At 67.3% G+C, this 21,534-nt stretch carries 16 protein-coding genes; 5 read left to right on the top strand and 11 right to left on the bottom strand.

Annotated elements, in window-relative coordinates; all coding sequences use genetic code 11:
- Nucleotides 1-39: 39 nt before the first annotated feature.
- A complete protein-coding gene (mdoH, locus tag AC3WMA_RS15680; RefSeq protein WP_492286299.1) occupies nt 40-2,223 on the bottom strand; it encodes a glucans biosynthesis glucosyltransferase MdoH in 2,184 nt (727 codons plus the stop codon).
- Nucleotides 2,211-3,770: an OpgD/OpgG family glucan biosynthesis protein gene (locus tag AC3WMA_RS15675; protein WP_492286298.1), complete on the bottom strand. Its 1,560-nt coding sequence runs from the start codon at nt 3,768-3,770 to the stop codon at nt 2,211-2,213. The genes mdoH and AC3WMA_RS15675 overlap by 13 nt, the downstream gene beginning before the upstream one ends.
- 308 nt (nt 3,771-4,078) lie before the next feature.
- Between AC3WMA_RS15675 and glmU the strand changes: the two genes are divergently transcribed.
- Together glmU and glmS are read left to right on the top strand one after the other, a co-directional pair.
- Entirely contained in the window at nt 4,079-5,446 is a 1,368-nt protein-coding gene (gene glmU / locus AC3WMA_RS15670; RefSeq protein ID WP_492286617.1) for a bifunctional UDP-N-acetylglucosamine diphosphorylase/glucosamine-1-phosphate N-acetyltransferase GlmU, read from the top strand.
- A 120-nt stretch (nt 5,447-5,566) separates the two neighbouring features.
- Nucleotides 5,567-7,393 carry a glutamine--fructose-6-phosphate transaminase (isomerizing) gene (glmS, locus tag AC3WMA_RS15665; RefSeq protein WP_492286297.1) on the top strand — a complete coding sequence of 609 codons (1,827 nt, stop codon included), beginning with the start codon at nt 5,567-5,569 and terminating at the stop codon, nt 7,391-7,393.
- Nucleotides 7,394-7,400: 7 nt separating this feature from the next.
- Here the strand turns inward: glmS and AC3WMA_RS15660 are convergent, their stop codons facing one another.
- A complete protein-coding gene (locus AC3WMA_RS15660) occupies nt 7,401-7,787 on the bottom strand; it encodes a YbaN family protein (RefSeq protein WP_492286296.1) in 387 nt (128 codons plus the stop codon).
- 130 nt (nt 7,788-7,917) lie between these two features.
- On the opposite strand from AC3WMA_RS15660, the gene AC3WMA_RS15655 reads away from it, so the two are divergent.
- Nucleotides 7,918-8,634 carry a DUF502 domain-containing protein gene (locus AC3WMA_RS15655; protein WP_492286295.1) on the top strand — a complete coding sequence of 239 codons (717 nt, stop codon included), beginning with the start codon at nt 7,918-7,920 and terminating at the stop codon, nt 8,632-8,634.
- Here AC3WMA_RS15655 and AC3WMA_RS15650 read toward each other — a convergent pair.
- Both AC3WMA_RS15650 and recG read right to left on the bottom strand, forming a co-directional pair.
- Nucleotides 8,624-9,457, bottom strand: a complete 834-nt coding sequence (locus tag AC3WMA_RS15650; protein WP_492286294.1) for an AraC family transcriptional regulator — start codon at nt 9,455-9,457, stop codon at nt 8,624-8,626. The genes AC3WMA_RS15655 and AC3WMA_RS15650 overlap by 11 nt on opposite strands.
- Before the next feature lie 125 nt (nt 9,458-9,582).
- Nucleotides 9,583-11,751, bottom strand: a complete 2,169-nt coding sequence (recG, locus tag AC3WMA_RS15645) for an ATP-dependent DNA helicase RecG (RefSeq protein ID WP_492286293.1) — start codon at nt 11,749-11,751, stop codon at nt 9,583-9,585.
- Nucleotides 11,752-11,825: 74 nt separating this feature from the next.
- Here recG and AC3WMA_RS15640 point away from each other — a divergent pair, with 74 nt between their 5' ends.
- Nucleotides 11,826-12,122 (top strand): FAD assembly factor SdhE, encoded by a 297-nt coding sequence (locus tag AC3WMA_RS15640; protein ID WP_492286292.1) that lies wholly within the window; start codon nt 11,826-11,828, stop codon nt 12,120-12,122.
- Between the two features lie 121 nt (nt 12,123-12,243).
- Nucleotides 12,244-15,792 carry a transcription-repair coupling factor gene (mfd, locus tag AC3WMA_RS15635; RefSeq protein ID WP_492286291.1) on the top strand — a complete coding sequence of 1,183 codons (3,549 nt, stop codon included), beginning with the start codon at nt 12,244-12,246 and terminating at the stop codon, nt 15,790-15,792.
- A gap of 15 nt (nt 15,793-15,807) precedes the next feature.
- Here mfd and pcaG read toward each other — a convergent pair whose 3' ends face one another.
- Genes pcaG through aroQ form a run of 6 tightly spaced genes read right to left on the bottom strand, consistent with a single transcriptional unit; the run spans nt 15,808 to nt 21,511 of the window.
- Nucleotides 15,808-16,524, bottom strand: coding sequence for a protocatechuate 3,4-dioxygenase subunit alpha (gene pcaG, locus AC3WMA_RS15630; RefSeq protein WP_492286290.1), 717 nt, complete (start codon nt 16,522-16,524; stop codon nt 15,808-15,810).
- Nucleotides 16,508-17,227: a protocatechuate 3,4-dioxygenase subunit beta gene (gene pcaH, locus AC3WMA_RS15625; RefSeq protein WP_492286289.1), complete on the bottom strand. Its 720-nt coding sequence runs from the start codon at nt 17,225-17,227 to the stop codon at nt 16,508-16,510. Before pcaH ends, pcaG begins: the two co-directional genes overlap by 17 nt.
- A 15-nt stretch (nt 17,228-17,242) precedes the next feature.
- Complete coding sequence (locus tag AC3WMA_RS15620) at nt 17,243-19,150, bottom strand: bifunctional sugar phosphate isomerase/epimerase/4-hydroxyphenylpyruvate dioxygenase family protein (protein ID WP_492286288.1); 1,908 nt, start codon at nt 19,148-19,150, stop codon at nt 17,243-17,245.
- Nucleotides 19,151-19,164: 14 nt separating this feature from the next.
- A complete protein-coding gene (locus AC3WMA_RS15615) occupies nt 19,165-19,995 on the bottom strand; it encodes a shikimate dehydrogenase family protein (RefSeq protein WP_492286287.1) in 831 nt (276 codons plus the stop codon).
- On the bottom strand, nt 19,992-21,050 hold the full coding sequence (locus tag AC3WMA_RS15610) for a Gfo/Idh/MocA family protein (protein WP_492286286.1): 1,059 nt from the start codon (nt 21,048-21,050) through the stop codon (nt 19,992-19,994). Before AC3WMA_RS15610 ends, AC3WMA_RS15615 begins: the two co-directional genes overlap by 4 nt.
- Nucleotides 21,051-21,061: 11 nt before the next feature.
- Nucleotides 21,062-21,511 (bottom strand): type II 3-dehydroquinate dehydratase, encoded by a 450-nt coding sequence (aroQ, locus tag AC3WMA_RS15605; protein ID WP_492286285.1) that lies wholly within the window; start codon nt 21,509-21,511, stop codon nt 21,062-21,064.
- Between the last annotated feature and the right edge of the window lie 23 nt (nt 21,512-21,534).

Below are 21,534 nucleotides of genomic sequence, written 5' to 3'. Positions count from 1 at the left end.
CGGAATGACAAGGGTGGCTCTTGGCCAGGATGACCGACCTCAGCCCTTTGCCTCGACGGGCGGTAGCGAAGCGAGCAGCCCGATCAGCGCCCGGTCGTGCAGCACGACCATGCGCTCCTTCGGCTTCAGCCAGATCGCGGCATCGTCGACCGTCTCGGCATCGACGAGCTTGGCCTGCGCCACGGCGCGGTCGGGCTCGATCTCGCCGCGCCGCCGCGACTGGCCATAGGGCAGCATCAGCTCATGGGCGTGGCGCAGCTCCGCATCGCCATGCAGCGCCTTGATGCCGTCGGCATCGTCGTAGCCGGCCTTCTCGAACTCGGCCTGCAACTCGTTGGCACGGGTCGCGATCGCGGGCGGGGCGCCTTCCTCCGGCGTCATCAGGAGCTTGTGGCGCTTGAGCCAGAGACCGATGGCGAGCTGTCCCGAGGCCCATGACAGCGGAATCGCCAGCACGAGGCCGACGATCGTCGGCGACATCCAGGCGAAGAGCGAGGTCGCGATCATGAAGGCCGAGAGGCCGGTGACCACGCCGAGCACGGTATGGGTGCGGTGCCGTCGCACGATGTCCTTGAACGGGATCGAGCCGTCGTCGCGCCGCTGCGGATTCCAGCCGGTGTCGCGGCCGAGCAGGATCTGGAAGACCGAGCCGGACTGGATCAGCATCATGATCGGCGCGAAGAAGGCCGAGAACAGCACCTCGATCAGGGCCGAGACGATCAGGCGGATCGAGCCGCCGCCGGCCTGCCGGAGCTTGGTGTTGAACAGGGTCAGCAGCAGGCCGAACAGCTTCGGCGCCAGCAGGATCCCCATGGTGATCGCGAACAGGCGCAAGGCACGCTCGGGGTCGAAGCGCGGCCAGACCGGGAAGAGGGTGAATTCCTGGGTGAAGTACTCAGGGCGAGCGTAATTGACCTGCAGCACGATCAGGATGCCGACCACGAGCTGCATCAGCCAGAGCGGCGAGGCGAGATAGCCCATGATGCCGGTGGCGAAATGCTGGCGCGTCGGCATGACGAAGCCCTTGCCGCCCATGATCCGCGAGTGCTGGAGATTGCCCTGGCACCAGCGCCGGTCGCGCACCGAGATGTCGATCAGCGAGGGCGGGCTTTCCTCGTAGGAGCCCGTCAGGTCCGGCAGCATGTAAACCGACCAGCCGGCGCGGCGGATCAGCGCCGCCTCGACGAAATCGTGGCTCAGCACATGGCCGCCGAAGGGCGGCTTGCCCTTCAGGTCCGGCAGGCCGCAATGATCGGCGAAGGCCTTGGTGCGGATGATCGCGTTATGGCCCCAGTAATTGCCGTCGCGTCCGGACCACATGGCGAGGCCGGTCGCGATGACCGGGCCATAGACCCGCGCCGCGAATTGCTGGAGCCGGGCGAAGAAGGTGTTGCGGTTGATGATCAGCGGCAGCGACTGGATGATGCCGGCATCGGGATCGTTCTCCATCGCGGCGGCGAGGCGCACGATGCAGGTGCCGGTCATCAGGCTGTCGGCGTCGAGCACGACCATGTGCTCGTAGAGCCCGCCCCAGCGCGTGACGAAATCGGCGATGTTGCCGGCCTTGCGGTGATGATTCTTGGGCCGATGGCGATAGTAGACGCGCGAATTGGGGCCGAGCCGCTCGCGCAGCGCCAGGAAGGCGCGCTCCTCCGCCACCCAGACATCCGGGTTGGTGGTGTCGGAGACGATGAAATAGTCGAAATGGTCGCCGAGCCCCGTCGCCTCGACCGATTCACGGATCGCCGCCACGGCCGCGAAGATGCGGGCCGAGGATTCGTTGTAGATCGGCATCACCACGACGGTGCGGTGCTTGAGGCTCTCGGCCCGATCCGCCTTGCCGGCGCCGAAGAGCACGCCGAAGAAGCCGAGCAGCGCGCTGGTGAAGGCGAGCGCGATCCAGGAGAAGTTGATCGTGAACAGCACGAGCAAGGCGTACTGCAGCGAGGTCGTGCGGCTGACCGACACGACATTGTACATTTCCCAGGCGCCGAAGGCGGTAAGTGCGAGCCCGCCGCCGAAGACGAAGAGGCGCTTCAGCCAGGGCGTCTTCCAGTTGCGCGGATCGGCCGGGGCGCGGCGATCCGAAGCCTTCCAGCTCCGGAACGACTGCACCGGCATGACCAGCGGCTCTTCGGGCGGCGTCGCCGGCTCGCGGGCCGCGCTGTAGCCGCGCTGTTCCGTTTCCATGGCGTCGCGGCGGGCTGCCGTTACCAGGTCCATCGATTCAACCAGGTCTCAGAGACGGGCTGACCGCCCGATTGCAGGACGAGCCGGAGCTCGGAGAGATTGTCGTTGCCGGGATCGACCTCGAAGCCGACGCGCATCAGCTTGCGCTCCGGATAAGGCCAGAGGCGGACATTATGCACGGCGCCGGGCTGGGCCGTGATCGTCGCCCGCGTCGAGGCGACGAGGGCGGCATCCGCAAGCCTGTCACCGGTGAAGTCGATGACGAAGCGCCGGCGGCGCCCCTGCGACCCCTTGCCCTGCCGCGTGCGGGTGGCGAGCGCCAATGGCGGGCGCTCCGGCGGCTGCCAGCACCAGGCCTGGCGATAGCTCAGCGAGGTCTCGCTGCCGGCAGCCAGCGGCTGCTTCGGCCGCCAATACATGATGATGTTCTTGTTCGGCTCGGAATCGCTGGGGATCTCAATGAGCTGGACCGAACCCGCGCCCCAGTCGCCGAGCGGCTCCATCCAGACGCTCGGCCGAAGTTCGAAGCGCTGGTCGTCGTCCTGGAAGGCGGCGGGGTCGCGCTCGCGCTGGACGAGGCCGAAGCCCTTGGGATTCTCGTCGACGAAGGACGAGACCTGCAGGGTGGCGGGGTTGTTGACCGGCCGGTAGATCCATTCGCCGGCGCCCGACTGCATCTGCACACCTGAGACCTCGCCGATCGAGGGGCGGATATCGTCGAAGACGCGCCGGCTCTGCGGGCCGGACAGGAAGGTCGCGCTCGTGCAGCCGAAGCCGACATGATCCAGCGCCTGGCGGGCGAACAGCGTCATCTCGACATCGATGAAGGTGACGTCGCCCGGGCGCAGCGTCATCCGCACCGCACCGGCGACGCTCTCCGAATCGAGCAGGCCGTGAATCACCAGCGAGCCGACGGCTGGGCTCGGCCGCTCGATCCAGAACGCCCGGAAGAAGGGCAGTTCCTCGCCACGCGTCTCGCCTGGGCGCAGGATCAGCGCGCGCGCCATCGCGCCGAAATTCTGGCCGCGCGCCAGGGCGCGGAAGAAGGTGCCGCCCTGGAAGACCGCGACCTCGAAGGGGCGCTCCAGCCCGGCCGCGATCCGCATGCCGGAGAATTGAAGGTCGGCATTGCCCTGCGGCGGCGTGACACGCCCGTAGTCGAACTTGCTGCGATCGAAGCCGATGCGGCGCACCGTGCCGTCCTCGATCGTGAACAGGCTCACGGGATTGGAGAAGACATAGCCCCGATGCAGCGGCTCGACCGTGAAGCCACGATTCTCGCCGGCCCAGACCGTGCCGCCCGGCTGCATCCGAATGCCCGCATACTGGTCGGCGGGGAGGGTGGTGTAGCCCTCCGGCAGGTCATTCGTGGCCATCGGAATCAGCGGGCGCTGGGCCAGAGCCCTGGCGGCGTCGACGACCAGAGCCGGGTCGAACCGCTGTCCGTCCACGAGGGTGGGGATGTTGAAGGACGCCGCGCCGGTCGGGGCCTGCGCCGCGGCCGGGCTGGCCAACGAGAGCAGAGCCGCGCCACCTGCGGCGCCTTCCAGAAACTGCCTACGATTCAAGGGTTTCGACATGGGATCCAAACTACGCGGGCGACGCCCTCGCCCCTCGCGCTTCTAGAGCATTTCCAGTTCGCCTGAAAAGCCTTTCCGATCGGGAAGATGCACGCCTTTCGGATGGTGCGATCCTTCGAAATGGAGGCGGCGCCAAACCGGCAGGACGGCCATCTCCGAAAGGAGCCTTGCACCGCGATTGAACTTTGCCAAAGGGCGCGCGGATCGGCTATCCACGGCGCCTGCAACGCCAGCATGCGTGAATTCGACTCTGATGCGTGGGCGGTGGTTCAACCATGCCTGCAAGGGAAACGAGAAACATGACCGAAATGCAGCCGGCCCGATCCTGCCTCGCTATCGTCCTGGCAGCCGGAGAGGGCACCCGCATGAAATCGCGGGGGCCGAAGGTGCTCCATGCGGTCGCCGGGCGGTCGCTGCTCGGGCATGCGCTTGCGGCCGTCTCGGAGGCCGGCGCGGATGCCGTCGCCGTCGTGATTTCCTCGGAACGCCCCGAAGTCGGCGAAGCGGCGCGCCAGCAGCTTCCGCATGCGCAGATCGCGATCCAGCACGAGCGCCGGGGTACGGCGCACGCGGCGCTTGCCGCGAAAGCCGCCATCGCTGCCGGCCATGACGACGTCATCATCGCCTTTGGCGACACGCCGCTCGTTCGTCCCGAGACCTTTTCGGCGCTGCGCCAGGCATTGTCGGGCGGCGCAGCTGTCGTCGCGCTCGGCTTCGAGGCGAAGGACCCGACGGGCTATGGCCGTTTCGTCGAGAAGGATGGACGTCTGGAGGCGATCGTCGAGCATAAGGACGCCACCCCGGAGCAGCGCGCGATCACGCTCTGCAATGCCGGGCTGATGGCGCTCTCCGGCGAGCACGCCCTCTCGATCCTGGAAGCGATCGGGAGCCATAACGCCCAGGGCGAATTCTATTTGACCGACGCGGTCGAAGTCGCGCGCAAGCGCGGGCTCGACGCCGTTGCGCTGCAGGCGCCCGAAAGCGAGGTCCAGGGCGTCAACGACCGCGCTCAGCTCGCCGCCGTGGAAGCGGATTTCCAGCGGCGCAAGCGGCTTGCCGTCATGCTCGGCGGCGCGACGTTGATCGCGCCCGAGACCGTCTTCTTCAGCTATGACACTGAGATCGGCCGCGATGTCGTGATCGAGCCGAATGTCGTGTTCGGGCCCGGCGTGCGCGTCGATGACGGCGCGGTGATCCATGCCTTCTCGCATTTGGAAGGCGCCACGGTCGGCACTGACGCCAGCGTCGGCCCCTATGGCCGCCTGCGGCCGGGCGCGAAGCTCGCCGAGAAGGCCAAGGTCGGCAATTTCGTCGAGGTGAAGGCGGCCGATATCGGCCCTGGCGCCAAGGTCAACCACCTGACCTATATCGGCGATGCCTCGGTCGGGGCGGCTGCGAATATCGGCGCCGGTACCGTCACCTGCAACTATGACGGCTTCAACAAGGCGAAGACGACGATCGGTGCCAATGCCTTCGTCGGCTCGAACTCGTCGTTGATCGCGCCGGTGACGATCGGCGAGGGCGCCTATGTCGGTTCCGGCTCGGTCATCACCAGCGACGTCGCGCCGGACGCGCTCGCCATCGGCCGCGGCCGGCAGGTCGAGAAGCAGGGCTGGGCGCCGACCTTCCGCGCTGCCGCCGCTGCCAGGAAAGCGGCCAAGAAGGCGGCCGAATAGCCGGGAATCGCGGCGGATCGGGCCATCCGCCGTTCACAGTTCGTCATGTAGATTGATTGGGCACGCGCGCCGATCGCGGCTATGCGCTTTGCCGACAGCAACGGCTTGAGGGGTTCACCCATGTGCGGCATCGTCGGGATTCTGGGCAAGGAAGCAGTGGCGACGCAGGTCGTCGAGGCGCTGCGGCGGCTTGAATATCGCGGTTACGATTCCGCCGGCGTCGCGACGCTGGAAGCCGGAAAGCTCACCCGCCGCCGCGCCGAGGGCAAGCTTAAGAATCTCGAGATCCGCCTGTCGAACGAGCCGCTCGAGGGCCTGGTCGGCATCGGCCACACTCGCTGGGCGACCCATGGCAAGCCCAACGAGACCAATGCCCATCCGCATGCGACGCCGAAGCTCGCGGTCGTGCATAACGGCATCATCGAGAATTTCCGTGACCTGCGCGCCGAGCTTCAGGCCGACGGCTACGTCTTCGAGACGGAAACCGATACCGAGATCGTCGCCCATCTCGTCACCCGCGAGCTCGACCGCGGCAAGGGCCCGGTCGATGCGGTGGCCGCGAGCCTGCCGCGCCTGCACGGCGCCTTCGCGCTCGCTTTCCTGTTCCAGGGCGAGGACGACCTGCTGATCGGCGCCCGTAAGGGCTCGCCGCTCGCGGTCGGCATCGGCGAGGGCGAGATGTATCTCGGCTCGGACGCGCTGGCGCTCGCGCCCTTCACCAATCTCATCGCCTATCTGGAGGAGGGCGACTGGGTCGTGCTCCACCGCCGTGGCGCGACCTTCTATGACAAGACCAACAAGCAGGTGGAACGCCGCGCCCAGCGCGTCGCCGCCGGCGCCTTCCTGGTCGAGAAGGGCAATCACCGCCATTTCATGGCCAAGGAGATCTACGAGCAGCCCGAGGTCGTCGGCCACACGCTGACGCAATATCTCGACATGGCCAACGGCAAGGTGCGCCTGCCCTTCGGCGACCAGATCGACTGGAAGGGCCTGTCGCGCCTGACGATCAGCGCCTGCGGCACCTCCTATTATGCCGGCCTCATCGCGAAATACTGGTTCGAGAAGCTGGCGCGCCTGCCGGTCGAGATCGATGTCGCCTCCGAGTTCCGCTACCGCGAGGCGCCGCTGCCCGACCAGGGCCTGGCGCTCTTCGTTTCGCAGTCCGGCGAAACCGCCGACACGCTGGCCGGCTTGCGCTATGCCCGGCAGAACGGGCAGGTCATTCTCTCGGTCGTCAACGTGCCGACCTCGACAATCGCGCGCGAAAGCGATGCCGTCGCGCAGACGCTCGCCGGCCCGGAGATCGGCGTCGCCTCGACCAAGGCCTTCGTCTGCCAGCTTGCGGTTTTCGCATCGCTAGCGCTCGCCGCAGCCCGTGCCCGCGGCACGCTCTCGGCCGAGGACGAGGCCGATCATGTGCAGCACCTGATCGCGCTGCCGGGGCTGATGGCCCGGGCGCTGCAGCTCGAGCCGCAGATCGAGCAGCTCTCACACAAGCTCTCGCGGGCCAAGGACGTGCTCTATCTCGGTCGTGGTACGAGCTATCCGCTCGCGCTCGAAGGTGCGCTGAAGCTCAAGGAAATCAGCTACATCCATGCCGAAGGTTATCCGGCTGGCGAGCTGAAGCACGGGCCGATCGCGCTGATCGACGAGGACATGCCGGTCATCGTCGTCGCGCCCTATGACGCGCTGTTCGAGAAGACCGCCTCCAACATGCAGGAGGTCGCGGCGCGCGGCGGCCGGATCATCCTCGTCACCGATGCGAAGGGCGCTGCCGAATGCGGCATCGAGCCTGAGGCGACGATCATCCTGCCGGACATGGACCCGACCTTCGCGCCAATCGTCTACGCCCTGCCGATCCAGATGATCGCCTATCAGACGGCGGTTTTCATGGGCAAGGACGTCGATCAGCCGCGCAATCTGGCGAAATCCGTCACGGTGGAGTGACGGCGGCTCAGGCTTCAGGCCGGCTCGCCACGTAGAAGCCCGCGCCGATCAGACACAGCGCCGCCGTCGCGAGAGCGATCGGCGGCGCGCTTGTTTGCATCAGCAGGACAAAGCTCAGCACCATCGAGCCGCAGGCGAGGTACTTGGCGCGCCGGGCGATGGCGCCGGTCTGACGCCAGCGCAGGACATGCGGCCCGAGCCTCGGATGCCCTAGCAGCCAGGCCTCGAAACGCGGCGAGGATTGCGAGAAGCACCAGGCTGCGGCGATCAGGAAGATGGTGCCGGGCATCAGCGGCAGGATCAGCCCGACGACGCCAAGCGCCGTGAACACCCAGCCCAGGGCGAACAGCAGCGGCCGCGACCATCGGCGTCGCGGCTGATCGTCCTCGCTCACGGCCTCATCCTTGCTTGCGTTTGCCCCCAGGGGCTGGCGGATGGCGCCGCCTCGCTTATCGTGTCATATCGCCGCCCACACGGGTGGCCGCAAGCGGGCGGGAGGTCGCGCCGGTGTTCTGGGAGAGACGATGACAGCCGGCCCGCCCGATCCGCGCCTGATCCTGCCGACGGAAATCCTGCGCCCGACCTGGGGCGCACGGTTGCGCCGCTATTTCCTGACCGGGCTGGTCATCGCCGCGCCGCTCGCCATCACGGCCTCGGTGACCTGGTGGTTCATCAATTTCATCGATGGGCTGGTGAAGCCGCTCATCCCGAATTCCTACCTGCCCGATTCCTATCTGCCTTATCCGATTCCGGGATTCGGGCTCGTCATCGCGCTGGTCGGGCTGACGCTGCTCGGCTTCCTCACCGCCAATCTCGTCGGGCGCTCGCTCCTCAATGCGGGCGAGGCGATCCTCGACCGCATGCCGGTGGTGCGCAGTCTCTACAAGGGCGTGAAGCAGGTCTTCGAGACGATCTTCTCGCAGTCCGGCACCTCGTTCCGGAAGGTCGGGATGGTGCAGTTCCCGCAGCCGGGCATGTGGTCGATCGTCTTCATCGCGCAGGAGGCGGCGCCCGAGATCGCCGGGCGCCTGCCGGAGGGTGAGGAACAGATCGGCGTCTTCCTGCCCTGCACGCCGAACCCGACCACGGGGTTCTTCTTCTACCTGCCGCGACGCGAGGTCGTCGAACTCTCGATCTCGGTCGAGGATGGCGCCAAGCTGATCATGTCGGCCGGGCTGATCCAGCCCGGCGAACAGAACGGCAAGCCGAAGATCGAGACGAAGCCGCCGGTCAGCGCTTGAGCGGCACCCAGATCTCGACGACTCCGTTGCCGGTCGCGCCGTCGAAGCGCTCGTCCATCCGCTCCAGCGTGACGCCCATCTCGGGCTCGCGACCGGATTTGGGGAACCAGTCCTGCCAGATCGCCTTGTAGGTCTGGGCGATGCCGGTGATGTGGCCTTTGTGCTCGAACACGGCGCAGAGCTGTTCCGGCACGCTGAGCCGCGCGAACTCGTCGCTCAGGTCGCTGAAGGACGAGACTTCGGCGCCGGCGATATAGTCGAAGGCGCCGCCATCGTCGCAATTATAGCTCGCGCCATAGGCGACATAGCCGCGCTGGCCGGGGATATGGCCGAAATGCGGAACGATCTTCTGCCAGAGCAGCGGGATGCCTTGCGTCTTGTCCATCGAGAAATGGCCGCTGAAACCGGCGATCAGCAGGGGCTTTCCGGTGACGATGCGCGGCTCGGCGATGGGGGCAGGGGTAATGTCATGCATGTTCAGCGACTCCACGAGGGCGAGCGATGAGAGGTCGCGCCGGGCGCGCAGTTCTTCCGGCGTGAGGCCGAACTGCTCGCGAAAGGCGCGGGTGAAGGCTTCGTGGGAGCCATAGCCCCAGTCGAGCGCGACCGAGAGGATGTCGGGCGCACCGTCGGCGAGCTGGCGCGCCGCCTCCGACAGCCGGCGCTCACGCACATAGCGCATCACCGAGCGACCGGTCGCCGCGCCGAAGGCCCGGCTGAGATGGAAGCGCGAGACGCCGCTGACCTCGGCGATCTCGTCGAGTGTGAGTTCGGCGGTGAAGCGGCTCTCGATGCACCAGATGGCTGCCTTGACCGGGTCCATGTTCTCTCCACGAAGTGGCGCGACACTGGACGAGCAAGCGAGGGCTCGCTTGATCAGGATTGCTCCTGGCAGCGTCAGGGCGCCATTGCTAGGCGCCGGGCGACGAAGCCGTGGCAGGAGCCGGGCTATCCCGCCCTGAGCAGCCGGATCGCGACGTCACGCTCGAACAGATAGAGCAGCACCCGGATCGCCTGGCCGCGTGGCGTCTCCAGATGCGGATCGCGTTCGATCAGGAGCCGCGCATCGTCGCGCGCCGCCGCCAGCAGGTCGCCGTCGATCTCCGGCCGGGCGATGCGCCAGTCCGGCGAACCCGATTGCTTGGTGCCAAGCACCTCGCCCTCGCCACGCAGGCGCAGGTCTTCCTCGGCGATGCGGAAGCCGTCCTCAGTCTCGCGCATGATGGTGAGGCGCGCTTCGGCAACCGGCCCGAGCGGCCCCTTATAGAGCAGCAGGCAGGTCGAGGCGGCCGATCCGCGGCCGATGCGCCCGCGCAACTGGTGAAGCTGGGCGAGGCCGAAGCGTTCGGCATGCTCGATCACCATGACGCTGGCATTGGGCACGTCGACGCCGACCTCGATCACCGTGGTCGAGACGAGGATGCGGGTCTGCCCGGCGACGAAGGCGGCCATGGCGGCGTCCTTGTCGCGGCCGGGCATCTGGCCATGGAGCAATCCGACCTTGTCGCCGAAGATTTCGCGCAGGGCCTCGAAGCGCTCCTGCGCGGCGGCGACGTCGAGCGTGTCCGATTCCTGCACGAGCGGGCAGACCCAATAGGCCTGCGCGCCCGTGTCGATCGCCCGGCCGATGGCACCGACGACCTCGTCATAGCGCTCGGAGGAGACGGCGCGGGTGACGATCGGCTTCCGGCCCGCCGGCTTCTCGGAGAGGATCGAGATATCCATGTCGCCGAACCAGGTCAGCGAGAGCGTCCTTGGGATCGGTGTTGCGGTCATGACCAGCACGTCGACGGCCTCGCCCTTGGAGCCGAGCAGCAGGCGCTGGTGCACGCCGAAGCGGTGCTGCTCGTCGACGACGGCAAGCGCCAGGTCCTGGAAGGCGACACCCTCCTGGAACAAGGCATGGGTGCCGACGGCGATATCGATCGAGCCGTCGGCCAGTCCGGCGAGCACCTGCTTGCGGCCGGCGCCCTTTTCGCGACCCGTCAGCAAGGCGAGCTTCAGCCCGGCCTTCTCGGCCAGCGGCGCCAATCTCTCGGCATGCTGGCGGGCCAAAATTTCGGTCGGCGCCATCAGGGCCGACTGACGCCCGGCTTCGGCGGCGGCGGCCATGGCCATCAGCGCGACCACGGTCTTGCCGGAGCCGACATCGCCTTGCAGGAGGCGCAGCATCTTCTCGGGCTTGGCCATATCGGCATGGATATCGGCGATCGCCTTGCGCTGGCCTTCGGTCAGCTCAAAGGGCAGGGCGGACTGGATGCGGAAGCGCAAGCCGCCATCGCCCGTGGTGGCGCGGCCGGCGATCTTCTTCTGCTGGCGGCGCACGAGGGCGAGCGCGATCTGGCTCGCCAGCAATTCGTCATAGCCGATGCGCCGGCGCGCGACCGTGTCGCCCTCGGCGGCCTTGCGGTCGACGGGATGGTGCAAGGCCTCGATCGCCGCGTGGAAGGAAGGAAAATCAGCCTTGGCGAGGAAGGCTGGGTCCTGCCATTCCGGCATCTCCGGGCAGCGTTCGGCCGCTGCCTGCACGGTCCGCATCATCATGCGCTGGCCGATGCCCTCGGTCAGCGGATAGACCGGCTCGAAGGCCGGCAGCGTCGCCGCGAGCTTGGGATCGAGGATGCGCTCGGGATGCACCATCTGGCGCATGCCTTCCCAGAGCTCGAGCTTGCCCGAGATCAGGCGATAGGCGCCGACCGGCAGGGTCTGCGCCAGATGCCGGGAATCGGCATGGAAGAAGACGAGCGTGACGTCGCCGGTCTCGTCCTCGACGATGATGCGATAGGGCGCCTTCTTGCCGGCAGGTGCGGCACGGTGCTCGCTGACGCGGGCGGTGAAGGTCGCGACATCGCCGATCGGCGTATCTGCGATCGAGGGGCTCGGCCGGCGATCGACCGCGCCGGTTGGGAGCTGGAAGAGCAGGTCGACCACGCGCGCCGGCCTCGTTTCGTCGCCAAGAAACTTGTCCAGCACCTTGCCGAGCTTGGGCCCGACGCCGGAAAGCGTCGTGACGGGAGCGAAGAGCGGATCGAGGATCGAGGGGCGCAAGACGTCTCGCGAAACTGTCAGGAGCGCGAAGATCACAGCCGCTTCGCCGCTGACTTCGCCGGGTTGCATCGCTATATAGCCTGCTCAGGCAGGCTCCGCGACGGGGCCGGCCCTATGACCATTGCGCCATCCCCGAGGTTCTCATGTCCGGCTCGACCCGCTCCAGCGCCGATCTCGACCCGCGCCGCCGCAAGATCCTGTTCCGGGCCTGGCATCGCGGCATGCGCGAGATGGATCTGATCATGGGCCGCTTCGCCGACGACGCGATCGGCGGCTTCAGCGAGGCCGAGCTCGACGAGTTCGAACGCCTGATCGAGGTGCTGGACCGGGACCTGCTGAGCTGGGTGACCGGGGAGGCTCCCGTGCCCGCGAATTACGACACGGACCTGTTCCGCAAGCTTCGGGCATTCCACCATCACGACAAGCCGATTCATGTGTAGCCGGCCCCATGGCCGTCATGGTCGGGCTTGACCCGACCATCTCTGAATCGGAGCCCGCTCGTCCCGAGATTCTCGGGGCAAGCCCGAGAATGACGCCCTTTGACAGAATGACGCCTTTCCGATGAGCATTCCTCCTCCCAGCCAGATCGCCAAGCTCCAGCTCGACCGCCTGCTCGACGCGCTGAACCGCGGCGACAAGCCGACGCTTGCCGGCGTGCCCGATGGTTTCGACGCTGTCGTGCTCGCCGACCTGACCCGCGCCCGCGCCAAGAAGGCGGAAGGAGCGGCGCTGCTCGTCTTCATCGCGCGTGACGGCCAGCGCCTGCAGGTGCTTGAGAACGCGCTGCAATTCGTCGCGCCCGACCTTGAGGTGATGAGCTTCCCGGCCTGGGACTGCCAGCCTTACGACCGTGTCTCGCCCGCGCCCGCCATCGTGGCGCACCGGATGACGACGCTGTCGCGCCTCGCCAAGACCAAATCGGGCGAGCGGCCGCGGCTCCTGCTCACCACCGTCAATGCCGCGCTGCAACGCGTGCCGGCCTTCGGCAAGGTCGCCTCCGAGAGCTTCTCGGCTGCGCCCGGCAACATGGTCGATATCGAGGAACTGGCGCGCTGGCTCGACATCAACGGCTATCTGCGTACCTCGACCGTGCGCGAGACCGGCGAATTCGCCGTGCGCGGCGGCATCGTCGACCTCTTCCCGCCGGGCATGCCGGCGCCGATCCGCCTCGACTTCTTCGGCGACAGCCTCGAATCGATCCGCACCTTCGATCCGGAGACGCAGCGCACCACCGGGCAATTGCGTGGGCTCGACCTCGTGCCGATGTCCGAGGCGCAGATGACGAGCGAGAGCATCCGCCGCTTCCGCCAGTCCTATATCTCGACTTTCGGCACGCCCGGCCGCGACGACACGCTTTACGAAGCCGTCAGCGAAGGCCGCCGCCCGGCCGGCCTGGAGCACTGGCTGCCGCTGCTGGCGGAGAAGCTCGACACGCTCTTCACCTATCTGCCGGACGTGCCGCTGGTGCTCGACCATCAGGCCGAGGATGCGGTCGGGGAGCGGATCAGCCTGATCAAGGATTATTACGACGCCCGCAAGGCCGCGCTGGAGCAGGGGGGAGGCGGCGGCATTCCCTACAAGCCCTTGCCGCCGGATGCGCTCTATCTCTCACCCGCCGACTGGCGCGCGGTGGTCGACATCTCCGGCGTCGCCAGCCTGACTCCGTTCCAGTTGCCCGAGAGCGAGGGCAAGCTGATCCTCGATCTCGGCGGCAAGCAGGGCCGCAGCTTCGCGGCCGAGCGCACGGCCGATGCCGGCGGCGTGTTCGATGCTGCCGTGGCGCATGTGAAGGCGCTGGAGGCTGACGGGAAGCGTGTCATCCTCGCTGCCTGGTCGGAAGGTTCGCGCGAGCGATTGGCGCATGTGCTCGCCGATCACGGCCTGAAAAGCACGCAACTGACCGGTTCTTTGCGCGCCGCCTTCGATCTCAAGCCCGGCACGATCGCTCTCGCGGTCTGGGGCTTCGAGACCGGCTTCGAGGCCGGGCGCCTCGCGGTCATCGGCGAGCAGGATATCCTGGGCGACCGTCTCGTCCGCCCGCGCCGCAAGACCAAGCGTCCGCAGGACTTCATCGCCGAATTGTCGTCGCTCGCGCCGGGCGATCTCATCGTCCATGTCGATCACGGCATCGGCCGCTTCATCGGCCTGCAGACGATCACGGCGGCGGGCGCGCCGCATGACTGCCTCGAAATCCATTATGCCGGCGATTCCAAGCTGTTCCTGCCGGTCGAGAATATCGAGCTTCTGTCCCGCTACGGCTCCGAGGACACCGAAGTCCAGCTCGATCGGCTCGGTGGCGGCGGTTGGCAGGCGCGCAAGGCCAAGCTCAAGCAGCGCATCCGCGAGATGGCCGGCAAGCTCATCCAGATCGCGGCGGCGCGTGCGCTCAAGGATGCGCCGCGGCTCATCCCGCCTGACGGTGTCTATGACGAGTTCTGCGCCCGCTTCCCCTATGAGGAGACAGAGGACCAGCAGAACACCATCGATGCGGTGCTGGACGATCTCGCGGCCGGGCGCCCGATGGACCGGCTCGTCTGCGGCGATGTCGGCTTCGGCAAGACCGAAGTCGCGCTGCGCGCCGCTTTTGCCGCCGCGCTCAACGGCAAGCAGGTCGCGGTCGTCGTCCCGACGACGCTGCTCGCGCGACAGCACTACCGCAACTTCGCTGATCGTTTTGCCGGCTTGCCGGTCCATGTCGGGCAGGCCTCGCGCTTCGTCGGCTCGGCCGATCTCAAGGCGGTGAAGCAGGGCGCCAGGGACGGCACGATGGACATCGTCGTCGGCACCCATGCGCTGCTCGGCAAGGGTGTCGACTTCAAGGATCTCGGCCTCGTCATCGTCGACGAGGAGCAGCATTTCGGCGTCGCCCATAAGGAGAAGCTGAAGGAATTGCGCGCCGAGGTGCATATGCTGACGCTGTCGGCGACGCCGATCCCGCGCACGCTCCAGCTCGCCATGACCGGGGTGCGCGAGCTCTCGATCATCGCGACGCCGCCGGTCGACCGGTTAGCCGTGCGCACCTTCGTCACACCGTTCGACCCGTTGATCGTGCGCGAGGCGCTGTTGCGCGAGCGCTATCGCGGCGGGCGTTCCTTCTATGTCGTGCCGCGCATCGAGGACATCGCCGAGGTCAAGGACTTCCTCGACAAGCAGGTGCCCGAGTGCAAGGTCGGCATCGCCCATGGCCAGATGGCGGCGGGGACGCTGGAAGACGTGATGACGGCCTTCTACGAGGGCCAATACGACATCCTGCTCTCGACCACGATCGTCGAATCCGGGTTGGACATCCCGACCGCGAACACGCTGATCGTCCACCGCGCCGACATGTTCGGCCTTGCTCAGCTCTACCAGCTGCGCGGCCGCGTCGGCCGCTCGAAGACGCGCGCCTATGCGCTCTTCACCGTGCCGGCCAATCGCAAGCTGACCGAGCAGGCCGAGAAGCGGCTCAAGGTGCTGCAATCGCTCGACACGCTCGGCGCTGGCTTCCAGCTCGCCAGCCACGATCTCGATATCCGCGGCGCCGGCAACCTGCTCGGCGACGAGCAGTCCGGCCATATCAAGGAAGTCGGCTACGAGCTCTACCAGCAGATGCTGGAGGAGGCGGTGGCCGCGCTCAAGGCCGGCATCGAGTTCGAGACCGAGACGCAATGGTCGCCGGCGATCCAGGTCGGCGCGCCCGTCATGATCCCGGATCACTACGTCGCCGACCTGACGTTGAGGCTGACGCTCTACAAGCGGCTCTCGACCATGGACGACGATGCCGAGTTGCAATCCTTCGGCGCCGAACTGGTCGATCGCTTCGGCCCGCTGCCGGAGGAGGTCAACCAGCTCCTGGAGATCGTCGCGATCAAGGCGCTCTGCAAGCGCGCCAATGTCGAGAAGGTCGAGGCCGGGCCGAAGGGCATCATCGTCGCCTTCCGCAACAACGAGTTCGCCAATCCGGAAGGGTTGGTTTCGTATGTCGCGAAGATCGGCACGCTGGCGAAAGTGCGTCCCGACATGCGCGTCGTCTTCATCGACGATTTCGACACGGTCGAGCAGCGGCTCAAGGCGACGCGCCGGCTGCTGACCGATCTTGCGCGGATCGCTGAAAGGAAGAAGGCGGCCTGATTGGCCGCCTGTCACCTATAGATCGAAGAACACCGTCTCGTTCTCGCCAGCGAGGTTGATGTCGAGCCACCAGGTGCCGTCAGGCTTGCGCTGCGCGATCAGGGTCTGGCGGCGCGCCTCGGGCACGAGAGCGAGGATCGGGTCGGTCTCGTTGCCCTCGCCATCGGCGAAATAAAGCCGGGTCGGCAGGCGCTTCAGCAAGCCGCGGCCGAAGACCGAGAGCGCGATATGCGGCGCCTGCAGGCTGTTGCCGGGGCCGGGCACGCGGCCGGGGCGGATCGTGCGGAAGCGGTAGACGCCCTCCTTGTCGGTCGAGGCGCGGCCGAAGCCGACGAAATGAGTGTCGAGCGCCACATCCGCGCGATCGTCGTCGGGGCTGGCATAGCGGCCGTTCGCATTCGCCTGCCAGATCTCGATCATCGCATCCTCGATCGGCTTGCCGTCAGCGTCTAAGACGCAGCCGGCGAGCGCGATGACCTCGCCCTCCGGCGTGCCCGAGACATTCGAGCCCGAGAGCAGGAAATGCTCCGGCGGCATCAGGTCGGGGCGGGCGCCCATATCGGAGCGGCCGACGAGATCGGCGCCGCCTTTCCAGGGTAGGCCGTAATGGAAATAGGGGCCGACCGTCTGCCACGGCGTCTGGCCGAAGATCGACGGGTCCTGGCTGTCCTGCCGCGGCGCGGCGTTGCGGCTCTCCAGATCAGTGATTGCCAGATCAGTGGTCGTCGTCATGCTCGTCCTCGAACGGCGTCTGGTCGCGGCCCTTGAGCACGATGTCAAAGACATAGCCCAGCGCCCAGTTCGGCTCGGTGGTGCCGATATCGAAGCGCGAGACCATGCGCTGGCGATAAGGCATCGGCACGGCATTCGCGATCGGGTCGATCTCGATCAGCGGATCGTCGGGGAAATACATCTGCGTGACCAGTCGCGTCGCGAAGGCCGGCCCGAGCAGCGAGAGATGGATATGGGCGGGGCGCCAGGCGTTCTTGTGGTTGCCCCAGGGATAGGCGCCGGGCCGGATCGTGACATAGCGGTAGCGGCCCTCACCGTCGGTGATCACGCGGCCGACGCCGGTGAAGTTCGGATCGGGCGGCGCCGGCCAGTCGTCCTTGGCATGGATATAGCGGCCGGCGGCGTTGGCCTGCCAGATCTCGACGACGGTGTTCGGCACGGGCCGTCCGTCCTCGTCGAGCACGCGGCCGGTCACGACGATGCGCTGGCCCTGCGGCTCCGCCTTGTGCTGGGTGGTGAGATCGGCCATCGCCGGCCCCATCAGGCGCGGCCAGTCGGTCGGGCCGGTCACCTCGGTCAGCGTCTGCGGGATCGCGATCGGGGCCTGGCGCGGGCTGCGCGCCACGGTCGAGCGATAGTCCGGCGAGAGCGAAGCCGGCTGCCCGGCATCGAGCCCCGTATAGGGAAGGATCAGGCTGCTCATGCGGCTTATCTCTCCTCAGCCATGGCTCGGCGCGGGAACGCTGATCGGGCGCGCGAGCCTTGATTGCGCGGTGAGCCGGATGCCGGCATTGGCGGCGCCGTAACCGGCATAGCCATCGCGCTGGACGATCTCGAAGAACAGGCCGCCATCGAGCGTCTGGGTGTAGGCCTGCCGGAAGGCACCGCCGGCGTCGCTGTCATAGAGGATGTTCAGCGCCTTCATCGCGTCGATCTCCTCGCCCGTCAGGTCCGAGCGGGCTTCAAGGTCGTCATAGTAGTTCTCGGGGATGGGTAGCATGGCGACACCATTGGCAACCAGCCGCTTGACGGTCGCGGCGATGTCGTCGGTCGCGAAGGCGATATGCTGCACGCCCGAGCCGAAGAAATCGGTGATGAAGCGGGCTGAGAGCGTGCGGTGGCTCTGCGAGCCGTTGAGGATGAGCCTGAGACCATGGCCGTTCCTGCCGTCGAGCCCGCTCTCGATGACCTGGCTCTGAACCACGCCGCCGGGATCGAGCACGGCCTGGCTCGGCGTCTTCCGCGTCTCGAACAGCGAGGAATAGAACAGGAGCCAGGTCAGCATCTCCTCGTACTGCATGCTCTGCGAGACATGGTCGACGCCGGTGAGCCCGGCATCGTCCGGGGCCTCGCCGGTCGCCTCGAAATCGACCTCGGCCCAGCGCCCGAGCGACGAGGTCTGGTCGAGGAAATAGAGCAGGCTGCCGCCGAGGCCGCGCACGGCCGGGATGTCAAGCTCGTCCGGCCCGATCGCGCCGGCATGGGGCACGTCGAGCAGCGCCTTGGCGCGGGCGATCGCGGCCTGTGCATCCGGCACGCGCAAGGCGAGCGCGCAGACTGAGGTGCCGTGGGTGATCTGGTAGCTATGGGCGAAGCCGTCAGCCTCGCTGTTCAGGACGATGCGGATATCGCCCTGGCGCCAGAGATCGACATCCTTGGAGCGATGCGCGCCCGAACGCGCGAAACCGAGCGCCCGCAGCAGCCGTTCGAAGCCCGGCCGCTCGGCCTCCGACACCGTGAACTCGATGAACTCGACCGCTTCGACCGGGGCCGGCGGCGGCATCGGCACGGCGCCGGGAACCGGCTTGCCGACCTGCCGCGCGGTCGCGTCGAGCAGCCAGATCAGCGAGCGGTGGCCGTCGAGCGCGACCGAGCGGGCCGAGCCGGCGCGGAAGCGATCGTTGAAGATTTCGAGCGAGAGCACGCCGTCATAGCCGGTCGCGGCCAGCGCGCGCATGAAGCCGGAGAGATTGAGGTCGCCCTGGCCGGGCAGACAGCGCCAGTGCCGGCTCCAGGAGAGCGGGTCCATCTGCAAGAGCGGCGCATCGGCCATCTGCACCATCTCGATCTTGTCGCGCGGGATCGTGCCGATGGCCGCAAGGTCGAGCCCGCGCGCCAGGATATGGAAGGAATCGAGCACGATCCCGACCTCTGGCCGGTTGGCCCGGCGCACGATCTCCCAGGCGTCGCGGTAATCGAAGACATGCCGCCCCCAGGCCAGCGCCTCGTAGCCGACGCGCAGGCCCCGCCGCCCGGCGCGCTCGCCAAGTTCGGCGAAATCGGCAGCGAGCCGGTCGATGCCGGGCAGCGCTTCCGGCGAAACGCTGGAGCAGACGAAGAGCAGGTCGGTGCCCAGCTCCTGCAAGAGATCGAACTTGCGTTCGGCCCGGTCGAAGACGCGCTGGCGGCGCCCGTCCGGCATGCCCTCGAAATCGCGGAAGGGCTGGCAGGTGACGATGGTCAGGCCGAGATCGGCGCAGATGCGCCGGACTTCCGTCGGCGAACCGGGGAAGGCGATCAGGTCGTTCTCGAAGATTTCGACGGCCTTGAAGCCGGCGGCCGCGATGGCCTCGAGCTTTTCCTGGAGGGTGCCGGAAACGCAGACGGTGGCGATCGATGGAATCACGGGAGTGCCTCCTCTCAGGCCAGCTTGGCGACGGCGCGCAGGTCCTCGGCCGTGGTCGAGGGCAGGCCGAAGAATTCCAGATAGGCGGGTATCTGCTCGAACAGCATGTCGGTGCCGACCTGCACTTCGCAGCCGCGGGCTCGCGCCGCAGCGAGGAAGGGCGTGATCTCCTGCGCCATCACGACTTCGCCGACAAAGGCGGAGGCGGGCAGGCGGGAGATCTCGACCGGCAGGGGATCGCCGGGCTTCATGCCGAGCGGCGTGGCGTTGACGACGATGTCGAAGCCATCCGGGTCGTTCGAGCCGGTGGCGACGCGAAGGGCAGGGTAGTGTGCGATCAAGCGCTGTCCGAGTTCCTCGGCGTTCGTTGCTTGCATGTCGAACAGACCGAGCTCCGCGACCCCGGCCTTGGCCAGCGAGGCGGCGATGGCCGAGCCGACGCCGCCGGCACCGACGACGAGCGCGCGGGCGCCATCGAGCTTGTGCCCCTTGCGCAAGACGCCGCGTACGAACCCTTCGCCGTCGAACATGTCGCCGCTGAGCCGGCCATCCGCTTCGCGCCGCACGGCATTGCATGCACCGGCGATGGCGGCGGTCGGCGAAAGCATATCGACGAGACCGGTCGTGGTGACCTTGTGCGGCATCGTCACCAGCGCGCCATGGGCGTTGGACAAGCGGAAGAACAGCTTCAGGAAAGCGGGGTAGTCCTCGCCGCGGCAGCCCATCGGCACGACGACGGCGTCGATTCCCTCGCGCTGGAAATAGGGATTGTAGATCATCGGCGCTTTGAAGCTCTCGGTCGGATAGCCGAGATGGCCGATCAGTCGCGTCGTGCCCTTGATCATGCGCCGGCCCTCGCCGGTTCCGGGGCGATCTCGACCGGTCCGCCGCTGCGCGCCGCCTGCTTCACGGCCGCGATGACGGCGAGCGTTGCGAGGCCCTCGCGGCCGGAAACGAGGGGCGCCTCCTCGCCGCGGATCACCGCGCAGAAGTGCCGGACCTGTGCCTGCAACGGGTCCTCGGGCACGAAGGGGATGCGCTCGCGCTTGAGCGGCTCCCACCAACCGCGCTTGTCGCTGTGGTTCCAGAGTTCGAGCGCGGGAATCGTCAGCGAACCATGCGTGCCGCCGATCTGGTAGCAGGACTGGTCCTGGCGCGGATAAGCCGGGTTCTCGCCGGTCGTCAGCTCCCAGCTCCAGGGCGAGACGACGGTGTCGGAGGCGCTGACCGTGCCGAGCGCGCCATTGGCGAAGCGCAGGATCGCGACGGCGGTCTCCTCGGCCGGGTTGCCGCGCACGGCATTGGAGCTCAGCGCCTGCACGCCGACGATCTCGCCGCAGAGATAGCGGAACAGGTCGATATCGTGGATCAGGTTGATCAGGATCGGTCCGGCGCCTTCCTGCCGACGCCAGTCGACCTCGAAATAATCGTCCGGCTTCACCAGCCAGAACTGGCCGCTGAGTGTCAGGATGCGGCCGAGCCGGCCGGCATCGATCGCCTCGCGCGCCTTCCGGATCATCGGGTTGTGGCGTCGGTGATGACCGACCAGCAGCGGAACACCGGTAGCCTCGGCCGCCTGGACGAGCTTGCGGGCGCTGTCGATGCTGTCGGCGAGGGGCTTCTCGACCAGCACGGGTAAGCCGGCTGCGACCAGCTCCAGCCCGTTGGCGACGTGAAGCTGGTTCGGTGTCGCGACGATGACGCCGTCAGGCTTCTCGCTGGCGGGGAGGGCATCGAAGGCGGGATACCAGGCGACGCCGATCTCCTCGGCGAAGGCCTTGCCGGCCGCGGCGGGATCGATGATCGCCGACAGGACGGCGCCGGGCTCGGCCCGGACATGGGCGGCATGGCGCTTGCCGATCAGGCCGGCCCCCATCACCGCGATCTTCACCGGAGCCATCGGGTTGGTCCTCACGCGGCTTTTTCGTCGATCAGCTTGGCGATGCGCCGCAAGCCGAGCTGATAGCCTTGCGTGCCGAAGCCGGCGATGACGCCGTCGGAGCGCATGGAGACATAAGAGTGGTGGCGGAAGGCCTCGCGCTTATGGACCTGCGAGATATGGCACTCGATCACCGGCCCCTCGAAAGTGTTGAGCGCGTCGAGTAGCGCGACCGAGGTATGCGTGAAAGCAGCCGGGTTGATGACGATGCCCGCGCCGTCCTCGCGCGCCTCATGAATCCAGTCGATCAGTTCGTATTCGCGGTTGGACTGGTGAAAGCGCAGTTCCAGCTTCAGCTCCTCGGCGAGCGTGCGGCAGTCGCGCTCGACATCGGCCAGGGTCTCGTGCCCGTAGATATGCGGCTGGCGCTTGCCGAGCAGGTTCAGGTTCGGGCCGTTCAGGACATAGACGAGGCGGGACATCGATCGCATTCCGTTGAGATGTC

The sequence above is a fragment of the Allobosea sp. FW305-C-101 genome, from assembly GCF_058783685.1.
This window is presented reverse-complemented; position numbering and strand designations above follow the sequence as displayed.